19 protein-coding genes and 1 pseudogene are annotated in these 24,377 nt (G+C 47.5%); 17 read left to right on the top strand and 3 right to left on the bottom strand.

The features are described from left to right. Nucleotides 1-251: 251 nt before the first annotated feature. The 7 genes and pseudogenes from tet(Q) (at nt 252) to E5358_RS03210 (ending at nt 12,060) form a co-directional block, all read left to right on the top strand. Complete coding sequence (gene tet(Q) / locus E5358_RS03240; RefSeq protein ID WP_135938844.1) at nt 252-2,177, top strand: tetracycline resistance ribosomal protection protein Tet(Q); 1,926 nt, start codon at nt 252-254, stop codon at nt 2,175-2,177. Next, nucleotides 2,177-4,495 (top strand): hybrid sensor histidine kinase/response regulator, encoded by a 2,319-nt coding sequence (locus E5358_RS03235; protein WP_004291467.1) that lies wholly within the window; start codon nt 2,177-2,179, stop codon nt 4,493-4,495. Before tet(Q) ends, E5358_RS03235 begins: the two co-directional genes overlap by 1 nt. Then, the gene (locus E5358_RS03230; protein WP_004291471.1) at nt 4,488-5,810 is read left to right on the top strand and encodes a sigma-54-dependent transcriptional regulator; all 1,323 of its coding nucleotides are present in this window, start codon (nt 4,488-4,490) and stop codon (nt 5,808-5,810) included. Before E5358_RS03235 ends, E5358_RS03230 begins: the two co-directional genes overlap by 8 nt. Before the next feature lie 279 nt (nt 5,811-6,089). Continuing rightward, nucleotides 6,090-6,512 (top strand): dihydrofolate reductase family protein, encoded by a 423-nt coding sequence (locus E5358_RS03225; RefSeq protein WP_004291474.1) that lies wholly within the window; start codon nt 6,090-6,092, stop codon nt 6,510-6,512. A gap of 238 nt (nt 6,513-6,750) precedes the next feature. Next, complete coding sequence (locus tag E5358_RS03220) at nt 6,751-7,356, top strand: RteC domain-containing protein (RefSeq protein ID WP_004304269.1); 606 nt, start codon at nt 6,751-6,753, stop codon at nt 7,354-7,356. 301 nt (nt 7,357-7,657) lie between these two features. Further along, nucleotides 7,658-8,789 (top strand): annotated as a pseudogene (locus tag E5358_RS03215) (ATP-binding protein). Nucleotides 8,790-8,805: 16 nt separating this feature from the next. Further along, entirely contained in the window at nt 8,806-12,060 is a 3,255-nt protein-coding gene (locus E5358_RS03210) for a P-loop NTPase fold protein (protein ID WP_004291481.1), read from the top strand. Nucleotides 12,061-12,191: 131 nt separating this feature from the next. Here E5358_RS03210 and mobC read toward each other — a convergent pair whose 3' ends face one another. Genes mobC through mobA form a run of 3 tightly spaced genes read right to left on the bottom strand, consistent with a single transcriptional unit; the run spans nt 12,192 to nt 15,895 of the window. After that, entirely contained in the window at nt 12,192-14,210 is a 2,019-nt protein-coding gene (mobC, locus tag E5358_RS03205) for a conjugal transfer protein MobC (protein WP_004291482.1), read from the bottom strand. A gap of 30 nt (nt 14,211-14,240) precedes the next feature. Further along, nucleotides 14,241-15,488 carry a conjugal transfer protein MobB gene (mobB, locus tag E5358_RS03200; RefSeq protein WP_004291483.1) on the bottom strand — a complete coding sequence of 416 codons (1,248 nt, stop codon included), beginning with the start codon at nt 15,486-15,488 and terminating at the stop codon, nt 14,241-14,243. Further along, on the bottom strand, nt 15,467-15,895 hold the full coding sequence (gene mobA / locus E5358_RS03195; RefSeq protein ID WP_004291488.1) for a conjugal transfer protein MobA: 429 nt from the start codon (nt 15,893-15,895) through the stop codon (nt 15,467-15,469). The genes mobB and mobA overlap by 22 nt, the downstream gene beginning before the upstream one ends. A 421-nt stretch (nt 15,896-16,316) precedes the next feature. Here mobA and E5358_RS03180 point away from each other — a divergent pair, with 421 nt between their 5' ends. From E5358_RS03180 to traJ, 10 genes are all read left to right on the top strand, one after another. Beyond that, complete coding sequence (locus tag E5358_RS03180; RefSeq protein ID WP_004291492.1) at nt 16,317-17,366, top strand: ParA family protein; 1,050 nt, start codon at nt 16,317-16,319, stop codon at nt 17,364-17,366. A 2-nt stretch (nt 17,367-17,368) separates the two neighbouring features. Then, complete coding sequence (locus E5358_RS03175) at nt 17,369-17,809, top strand: DUF3408 domain-containing protein (RefSeq protein WP_135938843.1); 441 nt, start codon at nt 17,369-17,371, stop codon at nt 17,807-17,809. A 2-nt stretch (nt 17,810-17,811) separates the two neighbouring features. Further along, entirely contained in the window at nt 17,812-18,165 is a 354-nt protein-coding gene (locus E5358_RS03170) for a DUF3408 domain-containing protein (protein ID WP_004291505.1), read from the top strand. Between the two features lie 16 nt (nt 18,166-18,181). Then, nucleotides 18,182-18,910, top strand: coding sequence for a hypothetical protein (locus E5358_RS03165; protein WP_004304280.1), 729 nt, complete (start codon nt 18,182-18,184; stop codon nt 18,908-18,910). A gap of 201 nt (nt 18,911-19,111) precedes the next feature. Then, nucleotides 19,112-19,429: a DUF4134 domain-containing protein gene (locus tag E5358_RS03160; RefSeq protein WP_002560983.1), complete on the top strand. Its 318-nt coding sequence runs from the start codon at nt 19,112-19,114 to the stop codon at nt 19,427-19,429. Between the two features lie 10 nt (nt 19,430-19,439). Further along, nucleotides 19,440-19,772 (top strand): DUF4133 domain-containing protein, encoded by a 333-nt coding sequence (locus tag E5358_RS03155; protein ID WP_004291514.1) that lies wholly within the window; start codon nt 19,440-19,442, stop codon nt 19,770-19,772. Further along, the gene (locus E5358_RS03150; protein WP_004291515.1) at nt 19,769-22,273 is read left to right on the top strand and encodes a TraG family conjugative transposon ATPase; all 2,505 of its coding nucleotides are present in this window, start codon (nt 19,769-19,771) and stop codon (nt 22,271-22,273) included. Before E5358_RS03155 ends, E5358_RS03150 begins: the two co-directional genes overlap by 4 nt. Nucleotides 22,274-22,313: 40 nt before the next feature. Next, nucleotides 22,314-22,694 carry a DUF3876 domain-containing protein gene (locus E5358_RS03145; protein WP_004291516.1) on the top strand — a complete coding sequence of 127 codons (381 nt, stop codon included), beginning with the start codon at nt 22,314-22,316 and terminating at the stop codon, nt 22,692-22,694. Between the two features lie 23 nt (nt 22,695-22,717). Continuing rightward, nucleotides 22,718-23,347, top strand: a complete 630-nt coding sequence (locus E5358_RS03140; protein ID WP_004304283.1) for a DUF4141 domain-containing protein — start codon at nt 22,718-22,720, stop codon at nt 23,345-23,347. 3 nt (nt 23,348-23,350) lie between these two features. Further along, nucleotides 23,351-24,355 (top strand): conjugative transposon protein TraJ, encoded by a 1,005-nt coding sequence (gene traJ, locus E5358_RS03135; protein ID WP_004291518.1) that lies wholly within the window; start codon nt 23,351-23,353, stop codon nt 24,353-24,355. The last annotated feature ends 22 nt before the right edge of the window (nt 24,356-24,377 follow it).

The following is a 24,377-nucleotide window of genomic DNA, read 5'->3' as shown; positions in this document are numbered from 1 at the left end:
TTCATAGTCATGTTTGTTAAAAAATGTCTTAAATACAATTAGTTTAAACAACTTCTATGGTAAAAAGTTAAAAAATCCTCCCACTTTTGTTAGATATATTTTTTTTGTGTAATTTTGTAATCGTTATGCGGCAGTAATAATATACATATTAATACGAGTTAGTAATCCTGTAGTTCTCATATGCTACGAGGAGGTATTAAAAGGTGCGTTTCGACAATGCATCTACTGTAGTATATTATTGCTTAATCCAAATGAATATTATAAATTTAGGAATTCTTGCTCACATTGATGCAGGAAAAACTTCCGTAACCGAGAATCTGCTGTTTGCCAGTGGAGCAACGGAAAAGTGCGGCCGTGTGGATAATGGTGACACCATAACGGACTCTATGGATATAGAGAAACGTAGAGGAATTACTGTCCAGGCTTCTACGACATCTATTATCTGGAATGGAGTGAAATGCAATATCATTGACACTCCGGGACACATGGATTTTATTGCGGAAGTGGAGCGGACATTCAAAATGCTTGATGGAGCAGTCCTCATCTTATCCGCAAAGGAAGGCATACAAGCGCAGACAAAGTTGCTGTTCAGTACTTTACAAAAGCTGCAAATCCCGACAATTATATTTATCAATAAGATTGACCGTGCCGGTGTGAATTTGGAGCGTTTGTATATGGATATAAAAACAAATCTGTCGCAAGATGTCCTGTTTATGCAAACTGTTGTCGATGGATCGGTTTATCCGGTTTGCTCCCAAACATATATAAAGGAAGAATACAAAGAATTTGTATGCAACCATGACGACGATATATTAGAACGATATTTGGCGGATAGCGAAATTTCACCGGCTGATTATTGGAATACGATAATCGCTCTTGTGGCAAAAGCCAAAGTCTATCCGGTGCTACATGGATCAGCAATGTTCAATATCGGTATCAATGAGTTGTTGGACGCCATTTCTTCTTTTATACTTCCTCCGGCATCAGTCTCAAACAGACTTTCAGCTTATCTCTATAAGATAGAGCATGACCCCAAAGGGCATAAAAGAAGTTTTCTTAAAATAATTGACGGAAGTCTGAGACTTCGAGACGTTGTAAGAATCAACGATTCGGAAAAATTCATCAAGATTAAAAATCTAAAGACTATTTATCAGGGCAGAGAGATAAATGTTGATGAAGTGGGTGCCAATGATATCGCGATTGTAGAAGATATAGAAGATTTTCGAATCGGAGATTATTTAGGTGCTAAACCTTGTTTGATTCAAGGATTATCTCATCAGCATCCCGCTCTCAAATCCTCCGTCCGGCCAAATAAGCCCGAAGAGAGAAGCAAGGTGATATCCGCTCTGAATACATTGTGGATTGAAGACCCGTCTTTGTCCTTTTCCATAAACTCATATAGTGATGAATTGGAAATCTCGTTATATGGTTTGACCCAAAAGGAAATCATACAGACATTGCTGGAAGAACGATTTTCCGTAAAGGTCCATTTTGATGAGATCAAGACTATCTACAAAGAACGACCTATAAAAAAGGTCAATAAGATTATTCAGATCGAAGTACCACCCAACCCTTACTGGGCCACAATAGGGCTGACTCTTGAACCCTTACCGTTAGGGGCAGGGTTGCAAATCGAAAGTGACATCTCCTATGGTTATCTGAACCATTCTTTTCAAAATGCCGTTTTTGAAGGGATTCGTATGTCTTGCCAATCTGGTTTACATGGATGGGAAGTGACAGATCTGAAAGTAACTTTTACTCAAGCCGAGTATTATAGCCCGGTAAGTACACCTGCTGATTTCAGACAGCTGACCCCTTATGTCTTCAGGCTGGCTTTGCAACAGTCAGGTGTGGACATTCTCGAACCGATGCTCTGTTTTGAGTTGCAGATACCCCAAGTAGCGAGTTCCAAAGCTATTACAGATTTGCAAAAACTGATGTCTGAGATTGAAGACATCAGTTGTAATAATGAGTGGTGTCATATTAAAGGGAAAGTTCCATTAAATACAAGTAAAGACTATGCCTCAGAAGTAAGTTCGTACACTAAGGGCTTAGGCATTTTTATGGTTAAGCCATGTGGGTATCAAATAACAAAAGACGGTTATTCTGATAATATCCGCATGAACGAAAAAGATAAACTTTTATTCATGTTCCAAAAATCAATGTCATTAAAATAATGGAGCGGTCAGGAAATTTCTATAAGGCAATACGGTTGGGATATATACTTATCTCCATTCTTATCGGATGTATGGCATATAATAGCCTCTATGAATGGCAGGAGATAGAAGCATTAGAACTTGGCAATAAAAAAATAGACGAGCTCCGAAAAGAAATAAACAATATCAATATTCAAATGATAAAATTTTCTCTATTGGGTGAAACAATACTGGAATGGAACGATAAAGATATCGAGCATTACCATGCACGGCGTATGGCAATGGACAGTATGCTCTGCCGTTTCAAGGCCACCTATCCAGCAGAGCGCATCGATAGTGTGCGCAGTCTTTTAGAGGATAAGGAACGACAGATGTTCCAGATAGTCCGGTTAATGGATGAACAACAATCTATTAACAAGAAGATAGCCAATCAAATTCCGGTTATTGTACAGAAAAGTGTGCAGGAACAGTCCAAAAAGCCAAAACGAAAAGGTTTCTTAGGCATATTCGGCAAAAAAAAGGAAGTAACTCCAGCAGTATCAACCACTATCCTTCATTCGGTCAATAGAAACGTAATCAGCGAACAGAAAGTGCAGGATCGCCAATTGTCGGAACAAGCCGACAGCCTTGCAGCTCGTAATGCAGAACTTAACAGACAACTGCAAGAATTGATTTGCCAAATAGAAGAAAAGGTACAAACCGAACTGCAAAGCCGGGAAAACGAAATAGTTGCCATGCGTGAAAAGTCATTTATGCAAGTAGGCGGTTTAATGGGATTCGTTCTTCTATTGTTGTTAATTTCCTACATCATCATACATCGTGATGCAAAAAGCATTAAACAATACAAGCACAAGACAACTGATTTGATAAGGCAACTGGAACAATCCGTACAACGGAACGAGGCACTGATAACGTCAAGGAAGAAGGCGGTACATACTATCACCCATGAACTGCGCACACCGCTGACAGCAATAACAGGCTATGCCGGACTGATACGGAAAGAACAGTGTGAGGATAAGTCCGGGCAGTATATCCAAAACATACTGCAATCCTCCGACCGTATGCGGGATATGCTTAACACTTTGCTTGACTTCTTCCGCCTGGACAACGGCAAGGAACAGCCCCGTCTGTCACCCTGCCGGATTTCAGCAATCACGCACACACTTGAAACGGAGTTCATGCCTGTTGCCGTGAACAAAGGGCTGTCCTTGTCCGTGAAGACTGGACACGATGCCATTGTATTGACCGACAAAGAGCGAATAATACAAATCGGGAATAACCTGCTGTCAAACGCTGTCAAGTTCACAGAAGAAGGCGGTGTTTCTTTGATTACTGAATATGATAATGGAGTTCTGACACTGGTCGTTGAAGATACAGGTACAGGCATGACAGAAGAGGAACAGAAACAAGCGTTCGGTGCGTTTGAACGTCTATCAAATGCCGCCGCAAAGGAGGGTTTCGGGCTTGGGCTTGCCATAATGCGTAATATTGTGTCGATGCTTGGCGGAACAATCCGTTTAGACAGCAAGAAAGGGAAAGGCAGTCGTTTCACAGTTGAAATTTCTATGCAGGAAGCTGAAGAACAGCTTGGATATACAAGCAATACACCTGTTTATCATAACAATAAATTCCATGATGTTGTCGCCATTGACAATGATGAGGTATTACTTCTGATGCTGAAAGAGATGTATTCCCAAGAAGGAATACACTGCGACACTTGCACCGATGCTGCGGCACTGATGGAAATGATACGCCAGAAAGAATACAGCCTGTTGCTGACAGACTTGAATATGCCCGATATAAACGGTTTCGAATTGCTGGAACTGTTGCGTTCGTCCAACGTGGGCAATTCACCAACAATCCCGGTGGTTGTGGCAACCGCTTCGGGCAGTTGTAACAAAGGGGAACTATTGGCAAAAGGCTTTGCCGGATGCCTGTTCAAACCGTTCTCCATATCGGAACTGATGGAGGTTTCCGACAGGTGTGCCATAAAAGCGACACCGGACGGGAAACCGGACTTTTCCGCCTTATTGTCCTATGGCAATGAAGCCGTCATGCTGGAAAAGTTGATAACTGAAACAGAAAAGGAAATGCAGGCGGTACGGGATGCAGCAAAAGAAAAAGACCTGCAAAAGCTGGATTCCCTGATCCACCACCTGCGCAGTTCGTGGGAGGTGCTCCGTGCCGACCAACCGCTGAATGTACTTTACGGATTGCTTCGTGGCGATGCTCTCCCGGATGGTGAAGCGTTAAGCCATGCCGTGACTGCCGTGCTGGATAAGGGAGTGGAAATAATACGGTTGGCAGAAGAGGAAAGGAGAAAATACGAAGATGAATAAGACAAAAATAATTGTGGTGGAAGACAACATCGTGTATTGCGAATATGTCTGCAATATGCTGTCACGGGAGGGCTACCGCAATATGAAGGCTTACCACCTCTCAACCGCGAAGAAACATCTGCAACAGGCAACAGATAATGATATCGTGGTTGCCGACCTGCGTCTGCCTGACGGCAGTGGCATAGACCTTTTGTGCTGGATGCGAAAGGAGGGAAAGATGCAGCCCTTCATCATTATGACCGACTACGCCGAAGTTAATACCGCCGTGGAAAGCATGAAACTCGGCTCGATAGACTATATTCCCAAACAGCTTGTGGAGGATAAACTTGTCCCCCTGATCCGTTCCATACTGAAAGAACGTCAGGCAGGACAACGCCGTATGCCTATATTCGCCCGTGAAGGTTCCGCCTTTCAGAAAATCATGCACCGCATAAGGCTGGTAGCCGCCACCGATATGAGCGTGATGATATTTGGTGAGAACGGCACGGGCAAGGAGCATATTGCCCACCTGTTGCATGACAAGAGCAAACGTGCAGGCAAGCCATTTGTGGCGGTGGACTGCGGTTCACTCTCCAAAGAGCTTGCACCGTCGGCTTTCTTCGGACACGTCAAAGGTGCATTTACAGGTGCGGACAATGCCAAGAAAGGATATTTCCATGAGGCGGAAGGCGGCACGTTGTTTCTGGACGAGGTAGGAAACCTCGCGTTGGAAACCCAACAGATGTTGCTCCGTGCCATACAGGAGAGGCGGTATCGCCCGGTCGGAGACAAGGCAGACCGGAATTTCAATGTCCGCATCATCGCTGCTACCAATGAAGATTTGGAGGTATCGGTGAATGAAAAGCGTTTTCGGCAGGATCTTCTGTACCGCCTGCACGACTTCGGGATAACCGTTCCTCCGTTGCGTGACTGTCAAGAAGACATTATGCCGCTGGCAGAGTTCTTCCGTGATATGGCAAACAGAGAGCTGGAGTGTAGCGTGAGCGGGTTCAGTTCCGAAGCACGTAAAGCGTTGCTGACACACGCATGGCCGGGCAACGTGCGGGAACTTCGGCAGAAAGTTATGGGTGCTGTATTGCAGGCGCAGGAAGGTGTTGTCATGAAAGAGCATCTGGAACTTGCCGTGACGAAACCGACCTCTACTGTCAGCTTCGCCTTGCGCAATGACGCGGAGGATAAGGAGCGGATATTGCGTGCGTTGAAACAGGCAAACGGCAACCGGAGTGTCGCCGCAGAACTGCTCGGCATAGGCAGGACAACACTATACAGCAAACTTGAAGAGTATGGACTTAAATATAAATTCAAGCAATCATAGCCCGTAATTCACTGAATTTGGCTATCTTTGCATAACATTTGAGAAAAACGGCGATTGGCAGGAGCTTTTCGCCGCCAACATATAGGATAAGACCGCAAGGCGTTTCAAGCGAAAATCTGGTAAATTGGAACTACGGAGACGATTGCGTGATGCTTATGCTATGCTTACGCATAGCGTGCATTCACGTACTCTCCGTAAAGGCTTTACCAGAGCCATCGCTTGAAGGTAGTGTGAATTGCACGCTACTTTTTTACCCTTGCCTAACGAAAGGAAACGATTATGGGTAAAGTTCAGATTCTCGCCGTACTGACGATGGACGGATGTCTTTCTTCAGAGTTATATGATAAAGCACATCAGGATTTGTGCCTTGACCGTTGCGGTCTTGATGAAATCAGGAAGAAAGCCTTTTACCGTGTGACACCGGACTATTCCATTTCAATGCTGCACGAATGGAGAAAAGACTGCACAAACATCCGTTACCTCGCGGAAGCCACACCGGACACGGCAGACTATATAAACGGACTGCTGCGGATGCACGCTGTGGATGAAATCATACTATACACCGTTCCTTTCATATCCGGAAGCGGACGACATTTTTTTAAGTCGGCTCTGCCAGAGCAACACTGGACGCTTTCCTCTTTGAAAAGCTATCCCAACGGTGTATGTCGCATTATCTATATCCTTGATAAAAAAGCAAGATAGCCAAAATGTGCGGCAAGCATACATTTCTATTTTCAGGAATAGAATAAATGTTCCGATTACAAACAATTTAAGTCGGAGATAATTTGTCCTTGTGAAAAAATACTGAATTTTATACCTCTGAAATCCAGCACTTTGTAAAATTGAGTGTTGGATTTTTTATTTTCTGCCGCGTTTTTTGCCAATTATATTCATGTGCGCACGCAGAAAACAAAGTGTAATTTTCAAAATTGACAGAACCATGAATTATTTCTTGCTGGCGGAAACCGACTTTTTCCGCCTGATAAACGAAGCCGGCGACTGCAATATGGAAACGGCATACACGGCTTTCGCCACCCAAGTGATCGAACTGTGCAACGGCGGCATGGACATGAACCTTACCGTCATCGCGCTTGCCTACATCGAAATCGAGTTGCAGCACCATCCCGTACGTAATCTGTCAGAAGAAAAAAGAGAGATTGCCGCCTACGTCAGCAAGGCTCTGTCTTTCGTAAGAAAGATGCAGAAATTCCTTGCCACGCCCCAAGTGCCACCACTAATATCCGCCAACAACGCAACAGAAACCACCGCCAGCCTTCTTCAATGGACGGGCAATGCCATCGACCTCGTGGAACTTATCTACGGCATAGACGTGATGGGCTGCATCAACAACGGCAATATGCCGCTCAAACAGCTCGCCCCACTTCTCTATAAGATATTCGGGGTTGATTCTAAAGACTGCTACCGCTTCTACACTGATATCAAACGCCGGAAGAACGAAAGCCGCACCTATTTCATTGACAGGATGCAGGAAAAACTGAACGAGAGAATGTTGCGTGATGAGGAGTTGGAGCGGATGAGAAAATAAAAAAATATCCATTACATATGAGAAGACAGGAATACTCGTATCCTGTCTTTTTATTTTCATTTAATTATATATTAATTAGCACAATATATGTGAGTTTTTCATTCCTATAAGGACAAATTTCAGAAACGTATGTCTGGTAAATTATTGAGTCATCATAGTATGAACATATATCATTACTAAAAACAATGAAACAACTTCCATAAGATTGTGGTTGTAAAAATCGCCATTTAATAGCCCGTTTTTTTTGTAAAATTCGCCAATTAAAAAAATATGATTATCTTTGCATTATATTTTATAAGGTATGGAAACAGTAAATAGAATACTTCAAGAGAAGATTACAGCACGAATCGCGCCCAATAAAGCAGTACTGATTTTTGGTGCTCGCCGTGTTGGTAAAACGGTAATGATGCGTAAAATTGTGGACAACTATTCAGGTAGGACGATGATGCTCAACGGCGAAGACTACGACACATTAGCACTATTGGAGAATCGCTCAATAGCCAATTATCGGCATTTATTGGATGGTATTGATTTGCTGGCTATTGATGAGGCACAGAACATACCACAAATCGGTAGTATTCTGAAGTTGATAGTTGATGAAATACCGGGAATAAGTGTCTTGGCAAGTGGTTCTTCGTCATTCGATTTGCTGAATAAGACTGGTGGAACCGTTGGTCGGCCGCAGTACGCAATTTCTCCTTACACCATTCTCGCAACGGGAAATCGCACAGACGGAAACGGCACTTGAAACCCGCCAGAACCTCGAAGCGCGCTTGATTTACGGTTCCTATCCCGAAGTAGTAATGATGGAGAACTATGAACGTAAAACAGACTACCTACGTGATATTGTCGGTGCATACCTGCTTAAAGATATCTTAGCAATTGACGGCTTAAAAAATTCGAGCAAGATGCGCGATCTACTGCGATTGATAGCTTTTCAGTTGGGCAGCGAAGTTTCTTACGAAGAGTTAGGTAAACAACTCGGCATGAGCAAGACGACCGTTGAAAAATACCTCGACCTATTGGAAAAGGTCTTCGTTATCTATCGTCTGGGGGCTTATTCGCGTAACCTACGCAAGGAGGTTACAAAAGCTGGCAAGTGGTACTTCTACGACAACGGCATTCGCAATGCCATTATCGGGGCTTTCTCACCGCTGGCCATTCGGCAGGATGTCGGTGCGCTGTGGGAGAACTACATCATCGGAGAGCGGCGCAAAGCGAACTTCAATGAGGGACTGCACAGGGAGTTCTATTTCTGGCGCACCTACGACAAACAGGAAATCGACCTGATTGAGGAGAGTGCCGACAGTCTTACCGCCTTGGAGTTCAAGTGGGGAAATAAAATGCCGGCCGCACCGAAAGCCTTCCAAGAAGCCTATCCCTATGCCGAGTTTCATGTGGTAAATCGGGAGAATTATTTGGAGTTCGTATAATCAATAAATTACGTATATGGAAACAAAACTACAATCCAAACAGCAATATCCGCGGTTTATCCAAAATAAACCGTGTGGTATTGACAAATTCGATGGAGGTTCGCAAGAAAGGTTGGCAAAAACTATTGCTCGCCATTTTTGTCAGAATGATTCATTGGATGAGGAATGTACTTTACCTCGAATTATCGGCATCGAAGGTATTTGGGGATCTGGAAAATCCAACGTGGTTAAAATGTTGGAACGTGAATTATCAGACGACTATTACTTTTTTGAGTATGACGCATGGGGACATCAAGAGGACTTGCAACGCCGCTCTATATTGGAATTGCTTACAAGCAAACTTATTGATGATGGTATCCTATCTGGAAATGCAACAATAAAAGTCAAAGGTGGAGGTACGAAAACCGTATCATGGTCTGAAAAGCTGAAATATTTATTAGCCCGTAAAACGGAGACCGTAACCGAAAAATATCCCCTTATCAGTAATGGTATGGTTGCGGCATTTTTGGTTGCAGTTTTAACTCCGATATTTACATTTATTGCGTATGCAGTAAAACCTACACCCACAACATGGTGGTTTTCTTTATTGTCTATTATCATAGCTGCACTGCCAGTTCTTATTGCATTGTGCGTTTGGAAATGGGCATATAGCAAAGATCATAAATATGGATGGAGTTATATGTTAGCTATTTATCAAGATAAAGTCGAAAAGGACGTTTGCTATGAGACTTTGAGCGAAGACGAACCAACGGTTTACGAGTTCAAAACATGGATGCAAGACATTTCTGATTTTATCAAGGAAAAAGGACAACGTAAATTAGTCCTTGTTTTTGACAACATGGATCGTCTCCCCGCTGAAAAAGTAAAAGAATTATGGTCTTCTATCCATACGTTCTTCGCCGATAGCGGTTTTGAAAATGTTTGGGCTGTTATTCCTTTCGATGAAACACATTTAGCTTGTGCATTCGGAGATGAGACCGACGAACAAACGAAACAACTGACCAAGTATTTTATCAATAAAACTTTCCCTATTGTTTATCGTGTTGCTCCTCCTGTTATTACCGACTATCGAAGTATATTCAACAAACTGTTTGTTGAAGCATTTGGAGAAACAGAAAATGAAGCGAAAGAAACTATAAATCGGATATTCAGATTGGTAAATCCTAATGCCAATGTTAGGGAAATTATATCATATATCAATGAGATGGTCGCTCTTAAACAAGAGTGGTGTAACGAAATTTTGATGATAAACATAGCATTGTTCTGTTTGAAGAAGACGGATATTCTGGCAAATCCAGTAGAACAAATATTGTCCGGCGACTATCTGAATGGCATTCAAACAATAATTAACAATGATCTGCAAACACAACGCGAAATTGCAGCTTTGGTATATGGTGTCGATGTTGAAGATGCTCGACAAATTCCATTGAAAAAATATATTGAAGGCTGCATCAACGGAGAAGAAGACCACGACATAAATCAATATGCAGAGACTAATAAACAATTTGACACTGTATTAGAAGAAGTTATACAATGTATGGACAATGCGCTTATCGATAAGATTATACATTGTTTGCATAAATTAACTCGAAAGAGCGATGTTATTCTGCGTGTATGGCAAAGAATAGCACAATTGAAATTAAAAGAATCCATAGAGAAGCAGGTGTTCCCTGTCGAATACCAAGAACTGCTGTTGCATTTAGACACGGAAAGCCAAAACCATGTGATTGCTCAATTATATAAGAAGATAGTTCGGTTCAATGACTTCAATGGCGGCGACTATTTCAAAACGTTAGATGCAATAGACAGGTTTATTGCGCAAAATAAGTTGGCGTGCGATTTTACGTCATTGATTGAAGCAAAAACAGTCAAGCCAAATACATTTATCGATTATATTCAAGCTGCAAATGCAACAGATGCTGCCTATCGGGATAACGCGACAACTAAAGCATATAAATATTATCAAGTAGCAACAAATTCGGAGGCGCTCGATAATTATTTGGCAAACTTACTACCCGATAATTTCGACCATGCAGATATTGTAAAAACGTTAAAAGATAATTCTACCTATACGTTTCCAACGCTTTTGCAAGCGATCACGAATTGCATTGATGAACAGAATGTAAATAAAGATAATATAGGGGCTATATTTACAACCTATCGTTTATTGGCATCTGACGAAGAAAGACCTTTACCTGTAACGTTAGATTCAACCTACATAAATCAGTTGCATTCTGAATTAGAAACTGATGGCCGAAACATTAAAGAGTCTGGATATTACGATTTAGTCGCCATGCAATTGGCACATGGTCATTCCGTTTCCTTAATAGAGGGTGGAGATATAAAATATGTTGCAGAACTCATGGACTATTATGTGGATCATGGAGACTTATTAGTAAATAGTGTGGGATGGAATATACCGCTATTAAATGAAACACTACAATACATGGTAAATCATAAACTTGGCTATAAATTATTGCTCTCAGACATATTGCCCCAATTTGAAGATATTAAGAACAGAATAGGTGTAACGGATGAGGTATTTATCGAGCATTTAGCAGAGTGGAATACCGATTTGGATAAGTATATCACTAAGAACAATATTAAAGATGTAATTCCTGACGCATCTTTTTACGATTTGACCACTAAAATAAGCAATGTCCTGACCGATCATATCAATAAAATAGCGTTCGAAGCGTTGTCTGAAATAAGTGTTGATACATTATACGCCCAAAGAACAGCACATACATCATATTATTGGTTTGTCGCAATAAAACATTTACTGGCTAAAATCAAATCCTTGCCAGATAACTTGACTGAATTTGGCAAAAAGATTCTGATGGATATTGCTTCTGGAACTCAAAGTTTGAATCCTTTCCCTAATTGTTTCAAGAATATAGTTGAAAGATTGGATAAACGAAAAATTAAATCGACAGTTACCGATATAAGAAATGATTTCTGCATCGGTAAAAAGACTATCAATGCAATAAAGTTTCAATTTTTCGAAACATGGCTTAGATCGCATGGTAATTTGAAAAGTCAAGCTGGAGACGTTATTGATAAAATAGTGAAACCTGTAATTTCCGATGGGGCATGCCGTTCATTGATTCTGCAAAACAAAGATTTTTATATGGATTTAATAAATACAGCAGGGGATGATGCTTATGAATTGAAAAAGAGTCTCCGAAACCTCATACAAAAAGATTCAGATCCGCAATTGGTTAAATTTGTCAATTCGATAGATTCAGTACCTGAGGTTGAAACCGCGTAAGTATTTGTCTAACAAGTCCGAATTTTACGATTTTACCCGTCAGAACTGAAGTGCCCCCCAAAAAAATTGTATCCAACTTTTGGGGGTCACTTCAAACTTCGATAGGGATAATTTTCAATTTTGGGGACTTGTTAGACAGTCTCATTATCTGGTAGCAGTTTACACAGCACCGGATCGTTTTTGATACGCTCCAGTTCCTCCTGCACAATCTGCTTCACCTCTTCCTTGATGCGCCGGTAGTTCGCCTGCACCGTTTCCTTCATGCGGTCGTTGCCGTCCTCGTCCGTGAAGTTTGTAATGACGGGAATTTTCTTGTAGGCACTTTCTTCCCGTTTCACCTTTTCGGCATCCACCACAATCTCGCAATGAAAAATCTTCTGCTCGATACGCTCGTTGAAGTTGTCGGATACAGAACCGACAAACATTCCCTGCGTAAGCCCGGAAATCTTACTCGGTGGAATGAGCGCGTCCATCTGCGTGTTGATGGAGGTGGAAACATCCTGCCGGTTGATGGAGATGGACTGCCGTTTCTGCAACACCTTACCGAACCGCTCGGAGAGCGTCTTGGCTGTTTCCCCCACCACCTGACCGGAGAAAATATTGCCGACAGTGTTCATCACCACTTTCGCCTCTTTGTCCCCGTAGTCACGCACTAACTGGCTGAAATCCTGAAAGCCCAGACACACGGCAACCTTGTTGCTTCGGGCGGTAGCTATAAGATTGTCCAACCCTTTGAAGTATATTGTGGGCAACTCGTCGATGATGACCGATGACTTCAGCATCCCCTTCTTGTTGATGAGCTTCACGATACGGGAATTATACAGACCGAGTGCCGCACCGTAGATATTCTGACGGTCGGGATTGTTACCCACGCAGAGGATTTTCGGCTCTTCGGGATTGTTGATGTCCAGCGTAAACTCGCTGTCTGACATCACCCAGTAGAGCTGCGGTGAAATCATCCTCGAAAGCGGGATTTTTGCCGACGCTATCTGACCCATGAGCTGCTCCGCAGCCCCTCCAAGCCACGCATCCATGAACGGCGAAAGGTAGTTCTCCAGCTCCGGATAAGAGGTCAGTATCGGAAATATATCCTCGTAACGGCGGTTCAGAAACTCGATAGCATGGGGAAACGTGCAAAACTTCCCGTTCTGATAGATTTTGAGATACCAGATAATACTGGCAAACAGAATGATAGGTGACTCCACGAAGAAGTCGCCCTGCTTTTGCACCCACGTTTTATTGAGGTTGAGCATTATTGTGTAGGCACTCTCATAGGCATCCGTAATATCTTCCATAAAATCCGGGTGAATGGGATTGCACCGATGAGAGCGTCGCGGGTCGTCGAAGTTGATCACATAGAACTTCGGCTTTACCTTGTAGCCGTCCGGGTGGTTCAGCAAATGGTTGTAGGCAATAGTAGATAGGTCGGGATACTTGAAATCGTAGATGTATTGACTAAAGCCCTTTTCAATCTGTTGCTTGATAAAATTGTTTACCACGGCATAGGACTTGCCGCTGCCCGGCGTACCCAACACGATGGACGCACGGAAGGGATTAACTACATTGATCCAACCGTTGTTCCAGCGTTTCCTGTAATAGAAACGTGTCGGCAGATTGACCGAATACTCGCTTTCGATAAGCCTCGTTTCCTGCATGAAACTCTCGTTCTCGTTGTTGAAAACATCCTCCATCAAATTGTGTTTCAACAGGCGGCTCATCCACAGACCACCCATCAACAGGCAGACATAGCCCGTTCCAATGGTAAGGACATACAGTCCCGTCACCGCTTCAAGCGGCAGCGGCAGGGGCAGCAACCACCAGTTCAGGAAAAACAGCACGAACCCGACGGCAAATGCTGTCCAGATTCTCCCCCAAGTGATTTTCTCACCCTTGACACCCTTCGTACCCAGACAGGACAAGGCAAGCAAAAGGACGGAAAACAGCTTCGTGTAGAGAATGGAATGGAACAGCCCCGCCGTGCGGTCGAAGTTCAGAAGGATTTTGTCCACCACGCCGATGTTCACGCCCCACAGCCGGATGGCTTCGTAGCAGAACCAGTACACGTTCATGACCACTAAAATGATACTCACGGCACGCAGAAAATCCATGATTTTCGCCAATGCCCTCAAATCGTCTTCTTGTTGTGACATACATTGATTTTTTAATTGTTGATACTCTGATTACATACCCAAGCCCTTGCGTTTTTTCTTCTTTTTGCGCTTCATCGCCCGGATGAAAGCCTCTTCCTCGGCATCTACCGCCGGACCTTCGGGAGTGAGCAAGCCCATACCGCCCGATATATCTTCACTGTCGTAGGCGGTCTGCCCGTGTGCCTTGTCCGCAGCATCCACAGGGATGGATAGCGGTATCGGCGGTTGTCCGGCGTATGGCAGGGTGAAGTGTTCCTGCAAGGCATTCGCCGAAAGCTCCTTACCCATGCGCGAACCGTTCAGCACGCATCCCGTGCGGTGGTCGATGAAGGTAGCCCCATAGATGCGCCCTTCCTCTGTGTAGCGCAGTACGGTGTCGATGCCCTTCTCTTTGAGTTGGGATACAAATTTGTCCTTGTCATAAGTGCCTTGCAGCACGGAAAGGACGGTGCGTTTCGTCATGTCTGCCAGTTTCCTATCCTTGATTTCCGATTTGGAACGGACAAACTTCTTCTGTACGGCTTCATAGCCTGCGGACTTCCCGAAAAGCGAGGATTTGAACGGGTTGCCCACCTTGTTACCCTTGTCGTCCGTGACGGAATAGACCAGCCCGTGATACTCCCGTCCGCGCACGTTGCCCCTCGCTTCCTCCACCGTCATATTATATAAGGAAAGGAGCGCACGGTATTCGCCCATCGTCTGGAAACGGTACTGCCCATTCAGAGCCTTCACGGTGTTGCCTACCTGCTTCTTCACATCACCTGCCGATGCGGCCACCTTGCGCAACGGATTATCCAATCTCTGATTTTTACGTTCTGCCGGATGCAATCCGTACTTCTGTTCCAGTTCCCTGCGGATACGGTCGCTGCGGCGGTAGAGAAAATCCCGGTTGAGCCTTTTCCCGTTCTCGTCCACGTTGACCGTCACGATGTGCAGGTGGTGGCGGTCGATGTCCTCGTGCTTGAATACAAGATAAGGCTGGTTTCCGAAACCGAGTTTTTCCAGATACTCGCGGGCGATATTCTGCAACTCAATATCGGTCAGCACATCCTCCGGGTGCGGGTTGAGAGAGATATGCACCACCGGCTTCTCGATCTTCATCTGCGGTGGCAGGAAGGTGAGAAAACCCTCCATCGCCTTGCCTATGTCCACCGTTCCCGAACCGTCATTGTAGATGCGGTTGGTGGTGAGAAGCCGCCCCTGCGCCTCGTTAATCTTCTCCCCGTTGTAGGCAATCGCGCCGTACAACGAACTTCCTACACTGATTTTTGCGACCATTTTGCCTCCATTTCCCTTGAAAGTTCCACAATCCGGCGGCTCAGTTTCACGAGTTCGACGGTGTGTTGCTCTAATTTGTAGAGCAACGCCATCGCCTTTTTCTCTGAAAAATGCAGCCTCAGTTCCTTCACGACTTGGTTGTAATTCGTACCCACGGCACGGAATTGTGCATGAAAATCCGACAGTTTGGTGTAATAGTCCACCAACGTCTTGTCCACCTTCAGCACCTTGAACGGTTGCCCGAAGAAGTGCGCTTTGAGGAAAACAGACCGTGCATAGACACCCGATTTTCCGAACATGGCGAGGAAACGGTTGTGTTCCTCCTCGTTGAAACGGACGGTGTACCGGTACACCGCCGGATCAAGTTTGGGATTTCTCCCTGATTTGCTTTTCCTTTTCTCTTTCATATTACTTTGGATTTAGCGGATTGACGGCATAAGCCGCCGCTTCGGATTACAGCACCGCAGTTCTGAAAGGCTTCCCGACTTCGGAGGGAAAGCCCGCCCCCTGCAAGGGCAAGTGCTTTTCGTGGCTGCTCAAAATATTTTGAGCGGCTGAAAAGACATCTTGCTATGTTCAGGTGAACATAAAAATCCGTCAGGGGACGGATTGGGAAAATACCTTTCAGGACTCCGGGCCGCGCGTCATCGGCGAACCCTGCTGTCCGGGTGCAAAGTTACGCCCTTAAAGCGGTATCGGACAGATGCTTGACCCGGTCAATGACTGCCAACCGGCGCAACGTGCCGCCACTTGCCGGAGAAGTGATACAGGTTCCAAAATATACTTGTTTATTTGCAGCATGATTCAAGAAACGAACGATTTGAAGATATGATAAACGGAACATTCAAATACCCGGAAATCCGCTTCTTCGGATACTTGCCGAAACGGATACCCGAACCGTCGGAAACCCGGTTCTCCGACAATTCGGTGACGTATGGATTCAATGACTTCATGACGCAATGTCGTCAATCACCATTTGTCCGACGCACCGCTTCACCACAGAACCGGATACGCGACGACCCGCCTGCGTGTGTAGTCACGGAAGCGGATGGTGCGACAGCCAAATCCGTATGGAAACAGAAAAACAAATCATCAACAATTAAAATAAATGGAACTATGAGTAAGGAAATCTTCGTTGCATTCGCAACACAGAAAGGTGGCATCGGCAAATCCACTGTCACGGCACTTGCCGCCAGCTACCTGCACAACGTGAAAGGCTACAATGTCGCCGTCGTGGACTGCGACGACCCGCAGCACAGCATCCACGGGCTGCGCGAACACGAAATGGGGCTTATCGACAGCAGCACCTACTTCAAGGCTCTCGCTTGCGACCATTTCCGCCGGATCAAAAAGAACGCCTACACCATCGTCAAAAGCAATGCGGTGAACGCCCTCGACGATGCCGAGAGGATGATTGCCACTGAGGACGTGAAACCCGACGTGGTGTTCTTCGACATGCCCGGCACACTCCGAAGCAACGGCGTGATAAAGACGCTCTCGCAGATGGACTACATTTTCACTCCGCTGAGTGCCGACCGCTTTGTCGTGGAGAGTACCCTGAAATTCGTCACGATGTTCCGCGACAGGCTGATGACTACCGGACAGGCGAAAACAAAGGGGCTGCATCTGTTCTGGACGATGGTGGACGGCAGGGAGAGGAACGACTTGTACGGCATCTACGAGGAAGTGATAGCCGAAATGGGCTTTCCGGTACTTTCCACCCGCTTGCCCGACAGCAAGAAGTTCCGCCGTGACCTTTCGGAAGAGCGCAAGAGCGTTTTCCGCTCCACCATCTTCCCGATGGACACGGCACTGCTGAAAGGGAGTGGCATCCGGGAGTTTTCCGAAGAGATAAGCGACATCATCAGACCGCAGTGAGCATGGGCAGCAGGAAAGTGAACACGGAAGGCATCGACGAGGAACTGCTGTTAGCCTCCATCGGGCGGCGCACACAGGACGGGACACTGCGCCCCGCACAGGAAGTACCCGCAGCTGCACCGACCGAAGAGGACACCGCCGCACCGGAACCATCTCCTGTGCAACCCGTAACACGGGAAAAAGCGCAGAGGGAAAGTGGACGCTGGAAAAGGCAGGACGAGGACTACAACGAGCTATTCCTGCGCCGCAACGAGATAAAGACCCGCCAATGTGTCTATATCAGCCGTGACGTCCACGGCAAGATCCTCAGAATCGTGAACGACATCGCCGGAGGGGAAATCTCAGTAGGCGGATATGTGGATACCGTGCTGCGCCAGCATCTGGAACAGCACAAGGAGAGAATCAACGAACTGTACAAGAAACAACGTGAAGATCTGATTTGAAAATGGAAAAAGAAATGACACCGAATGAAAAAAGACCACAGCAAGACTGCGGAGGTATGTTTACCCAAGTGCAGGCGAGTGTGGAAATACTGTCGCCTGTCCCGGTAAGCGGCAAATGCAGTGAGAAGGACTATGAACGCCTGTTCATCCGCGACCCGGAAGTAAAGGCACGTGAGGGGAAGATGGCGTATGTGCGCCCGGAGTACCACGAGCGTATCATGCGTATCACCCGTGTAATCGGGCATGACCGGCTTACGCTGTCCGCTTACATCGACCATGTGCTGACGCACCACTTCAACCAGTGCGAAGATGCGATAAAGAGCCTTTATGCCCGAAATTACAATTCAGTATTCTAACCAAAAACGGAAGGATATGAATTACACAATCAGCATGACAGACATTCTGCTGGCGGTATCGGTCGGCTGCAACCTCTGGTTCCTGTTCCTGCTCCTTTACGAGCGCATCATGGACACGCGGATTGTCCGCTTCTTCAAGGGCATTGTCGGATTATGGCGGTCACTGGACGGGAATGAGGCTAAACGCATAGCGGCACACGAGGAAGTCCCTGCGGAAAAGGCGGACATCATCGGCAAGAGCCGTTTCAGGATGGCATCCACCCGGACAACCGCTGCCATACCGACGCAAGAAGCCGCCACTATTGAAAAAGGCATTGAGCTGTCGGAGGAAGAGGCTACTTTTGACGACGGAAAAACGGGAAACGCATCCCGCCCGGCACAAGTCCCGGAGGAAAAACTCGATGAGACCTTCACGAGCATACCGCCGGAGGAACTGGGATACGGGGACGACGAACCGGAAGAGGACGCCTCGGACACGCCACGGGCTTCGGGCAGCAGCTTTGACGAGATTGACGACGCCTGCAAGACCGCCAAAAACCCGGACGCGACACAGGCGGAACGTGAAAAGGCGGCTAAGGTGTTCACCGACATGGAGGGCACGGAGTTGTACGAGAAAATGATGGAAGGCTCTTCGGAGATAGGCATCCGCATCAAGGGGCTTATCGAGATTCGGCTGAAGAAATCTGAAAAGGAGTTCGTCGTGCCGGACAACATCGAGGAGTTCGACATTCGCAACTATGTATGACAACAATAAAAGAAATGAACATGAAAGAATGACATCAACCCACGCGGCGAGGAAACGCAAGGCGCATCCCCATCCGCAACGGACACGCCCACGTCCGTGGAAACAAACGGGCATCCACTAAAACCAAAGTAAAGAAACAAAGTATCAACCGCCCGACAAAGGACCATCCACCCTTTTGACGGCAAAAAACAAGAACAGTTTATGAACAAGAACATCTTGAAAAACAGAAAAGCAATCCTCTCCGCGGCACTTGTCATCGCCGCAACCGCCTCCGCTTTCGCGCAGGGAAACGGCATCGCGGGCATCAACGAAGCCACCTCTATGGTGAGTTCTTATTTCGACCCCGGAACTAAACTGATATACGCCATCGGTGCAGTCGTCGGGCTTATCGGGGGCGTAAAAGTGTACGGCAAGTTTTCATCGGGCGACCCCGACACCAGCAAGACAGCCGCCTCGTGGTTCGGCGCGTGCATCTTCCTGATTGTTGCCGCCACCATCCTGCGCTCATTCTTCCTTTAATAAATAATGTATGGCTGAATACCCAATCAACAAGGGTATCGGCCGTCCGGTAGAGTTCAAGGGCTTGAAGGCACAGTACCTCTTCATCTTCTGCGGAGGTCTGCTGGCTCTCTTCGTCCTGTTCGTCATCCTCTACATGGTCGGTATCGACCAGTGGATATGTATCGGCTTCGGCGCGGCATCGTCCTCCCTCCTTGTATGGCAGACCTTCGCGCTGAACGCCCGGTACGGTGAACACGGGCTGATGAAATTAGGAGCGGCACGGAGCCATCCCCGATACCTTATCAACCGGCGGCGGATAACCCGTCTGTTCAAACGACAACGAAAGGAAGAAAGACAATGAGGAATACATCGAAAATGACAACACTGGAAAACAGGTTCCCACTTTTAGCGGTGGAGCATGGCTGCATCATCTCAAAGGACGCCGACATCACGGTGGCTTTCGAGGTGGAACTACCGGAACTTTACACCGTGACGGGTGCGGAGTACGAGGCGATACACAGTTGCTGGTGCAAGGCTATCAAGGTGCTGCCGGACTACTCCGTCGTCCACAAACAGGACTGGTTCATCAAGGAACGCTACAAACCGGAGCTTCAGAAGGACGACATGAGCTTTTTAAGCCGCTCTTTCGAGCGTCACTTCAACGAGCGTCCGTACCTGAAACACACCTGCTACCTCTACCTGACCAAGACAACAAAGGAGCGTAACCGGATGCAGAGCAATTTCAGCACGCTGTGCCGGGGACATATCATCCCGAAGGAGCTGGACAGGGAAACCACGACCAAGTTCTTGGAAGCCTGCGAACAGTTCGAGCGCATCATGAACGACAGCGGGCTTGTCAGGCTGCGCCGCCTCTCCACCGATGAGATTGTGGGTACTGAGGGAAAGACGGGACTTATTGAACGCTACTTCTCGCTCATGCCGGAAGGTGACACCACCTTGCAGGACATCGAGCTTTCGGCAAGGGAGATGCGCATCGGCGACAACCGCCTGTGTCTGCACACCCTCTCCGACGCGGAAGACCTGCCGGGCAAGGTGGCTACCGACACCCGTTACGAGAAGCTCTCCACCGACCGGAGTGACTGCCGACTGTCATTCGCCTCCCCGGTGGGGCTTCTGCTCTCCTGCAACCATATCTACAACCAGTATGTGCTGATAGACAACAGTGAGGAAACCTTGCAGAAGTTCGAGAAGTCCGCCCGTAACATGCAGTCGCTATCTCGCTATTCAAGGAGCAACAGCATCAACCGCGAGTGGATAGACCAATACCTGAACGAAGCCCATTCCTACGGACTGACCTCGGTACGGGCACACTTCAACGTCATGGCGTGGAGCGACGATGCGGAGGAACTGAAGCATATCAAGAACGACGTGGGCAGCCAGTTGGCAAGCATGGAATGCGTGCCGCGCCACAACACCATCGACTGCCCGACACTCTACTGGGCGGCGATACCCGGCAATGCGGCGGACTTCCCGGCGGAAGAGAGTTTCCACACCTTCATCGAACAGGCGGTGTGCCTGTTCACAGAGGAAACCAACTACCGCAGCTCGCTCTCGCCCTTCGGCATCAAGATGGTGGACAGGCTCACGGGAAAACCGCTGCACCTTGACATCTCCGACCTGCCCATGAAGCGAGGTATCACGACCAACCGCAACAAGTTCGTGCTGGGTCCTTCGGGCAGCGGCAAGTCTTTCTTCATGAACCACCTCGTGCGCCAATATTATGAGCAAGGCGCACATGTGGTATTGGTGGACACGGGAAACTCCTATCAGGGCTTGTGCGGCATGATCCGACGCAAGACAGGCGGAGCGGACGGTGTGTATTTCACCTACACGGAAGATAAGCCCATCAGCTTCAACCCGTTCTACACCGACGATTACATCTTCGACGTGGAGAAGAAGGACAGCATCAAGACCCTGTTGCTGACGCTCTGGAAGTCGGAGGACGACAAGGTGACAAAGACGGAGAGCGGCGAGCTGGGCAGTGCCGTGAGTGCCTATATTGAGCGCATCCAATCCGACCGTAGCATCGTGCCGTCGTTCAACACCTTCTACGAGTATATGCGTGACGACTACCGCAAGGAACTGGCACAGCGTGACATCAAGGTGGAGAAGTCCGACTTCAACATCGACAACATGCTCACCACCATGCGGCAGTATTACCGGGGCGGGCGTTACGATTTCCTGCTCAACTCCACGGAGAACATCGACCTGCTCGGCAAGCGGTTCATCGTCTTCGAGATAGATTCGATTAAAGAAAACCGCGAACTGTTCCCCGTCGTGACCATCATCATCATGGAAGCTTTCATCAACAAGATGCGGCGGCTGAAAGGCGTGCGGAAACAGCTTATCGTGGAAGAGGCTTGGAAGGCCCTCTCATCGGCGAACATGGCTGAATATCTGCGCTATATGTATAAGACGGTCAGAAAATATTACGGCGAGGCAATCGTGGTGACGCAGGAGGTGGACGACATTATCAGTTCTCCGGTGGTCAAAGAGAGCATTATCAACAACTCGGATTGTAAAATCCTGCTTGACCAAAGGAAATATATGAACAAGTTCGACCAGATACAGGCGTTGCTCGGACTGACGGAAAAGGAGAAGTCGCAGATACTCTCCATCAACATGGCGAACAACCCTTCACGGCTCTACAAGGAGGTGTGGATAGGCTTGGGCGGCACGCAGTCGGCGGTCTATGCCACGGAGGTCAGCGCGGAAGAGTATCTGGCGTACACCACCGAGGAAACGGAAAAAGTGGAGGTTTACCGTCTGGCGGAGAAGCTGGGCGACGACATCGAAGCCGCCATCCGGCAGCTTGCCGAAAGGCGGAGAAACAAGGAATAACTAAAAAACAGAATGTATCAACCAAAAAAGAAAAACGCGTATGAATTTACCAAAAGTGAAAATGCTGCAAGTCAGCAAGTGCCTTATCGGATTGGCGGTCATGATGCTGCAATCCTGCGACGTGGCCGACAACCGCCGCGACATGCTGTGCGGGAACTGGGAGAGCGTGGAGGGAAAACCTGACGTGCTTATCTACAAGGAGGGCGAAGCCTACAAAGTGACGGTGTTCCGTCGTAGCGGTCTGCGCCGCAAGCTCAAGCCGGAAACCTATCTCTTGCAGGAGGAGAACGGCAACCTGTTCATGAACACCGGCTTCCGCATCGACGTGTCCTACAACGAGGCCACGGATGTGCTGACTTTCTCGCCAAACGGGGACTATGTGCGGGTGAAGCCGCAGCCGGGACATCCGACCGAAGAATAACAACCACTAAAATCCAAAGTAACATGAGAACAAGAATAACAATGATTATCTGCCTGTGCCTGCTTTTCGCGGGCAGGGCAAGCGCACAGTGGGTCGTAAGCGATCCGGGCAATCTAGCGCAGGGCATCATCAATGCCTCCAAAAACATCATCCATACCTCCAAGACCGCCACGAACATGGTGAGCAACTTTCAGGAGACGGTGAAAATCTATCAGCAGGGCAAGAAGTATTACGATGCCCTCAAATCGGTGAACAATCTGGTCAAGGACGCCCGCAAGGTGCAGCAGACCATCCTGATGGTGGGCGACATCACAGACATCTATGTGAACAGTTTCCAACGGATGCTCCGTGACGGGAATTTCAGACCCGAAGAGCTTTCCGCAATCGCTTTCGGCTACACGAAACTGCTGGAGGAAAGCAACGAAGTGTTGACGGAACTCAGGAACGTGGTGAACATCACCACGCTCTCCATGACCGACAAGGAGCGCATGGACGTGGTGGAACGCTGCCACTCGAAGATGAAGCGTTACCGCAACCTCGTGAGCTACTACACGAACAAGAACATCTCCGTGAGTTACCTGCGTGCGAAAAAGAAGAACGACCTCGACCGCATCATGGGGCTGTACGGGAACATGAACGAAAGATACTGGTAGCCTATGAAGTTCGACAACCTTCATCAGATTTTACGTTCACTTTATGAGCAGATGATGCCGCTGTGTGGGGACATGGCTGGTGTGGCGAAAGGCATCGCCGGGCTGGGTGCGCTGTTCTACGTCGCCTACCGGGTATGGCAGTCGCTGGCGAGAGCTGAACCGATAGACGTATTCCCGATGCTCCGTCCTTTTGCCATCGGTCTGTGCATCATGTTCTTCCCGACTGTGGTGCTGGGCACGATAAACAGCATCCTCTCACCCGTCGTACAGGGCACGGCAAAGATGCTGGAGGCGGAAACGCTGGACATGAACCGATACCGGGAGCAGAAGGACAAACTGGAATACGAGGCGATGGTACGCAACCCCGAAACCGCCTACCTCGTGTCCAACGAGGAATTTGACAAGCAACTGGAGGAACTCGGCTGGTCGCCCTCCGACATGGTGACGATGGCGGGAATGTATATCGACCGGGGAATGTACAACATGAAGAAGAGCATCCGCGACTTCTTCCGCGAGATACTCGAACTGCTGTTCCAAGCCGCCGCCCTCGTGATAGACACCGTCCGCACCTTCTTTCTCGTGGTGCTGGCGATTCTCGGTCCGATAGCCTTCGCCCTGTCGGTATGGGACGGTTTCCAAAACACGCTCACGCAGTGGATATGCCGCTATATACAGGTCTATCTGTGGCTACCGGTATCGGACATGTTCAGCACCATACTGGCGAAGATACAGGTTCTGATGCTGCAAAACGACATCGAGCGGATGCAGGCAGACCCGAACTTCTCGCTGGATTCGAGCGACGGGGTGTATATCGTATTCCTCTGCATCGGCATCATCGGCTACTTTACCATTCCCACCGTTGCGGGCTGGATTATCCAAGCCGGAGGCATGGGCGGTTACGGTCGCAACGTGAACCAGATGGCGGGACGAGCCGGAAGCATGGCGGGCAGCGTGGCGGGTGCAGCCGCAGGAAACGCAGTCGGACGTGTCGGCAAATTGCTGAAATAATCAATGTGCAATCATAAATTGG

The sequence above is a fragment of the Palleniella muris genome (assembly GCF_004792655.1).
GTDB lineage: Bacteria > Bacteroidota > Bacteroidia > Bacteroidales > Bacteroidaceae > Prevotella > Prevotella muris_A.
This window is presented reverse-complemented; position numbering and strand designations above follow the sequence as displayed.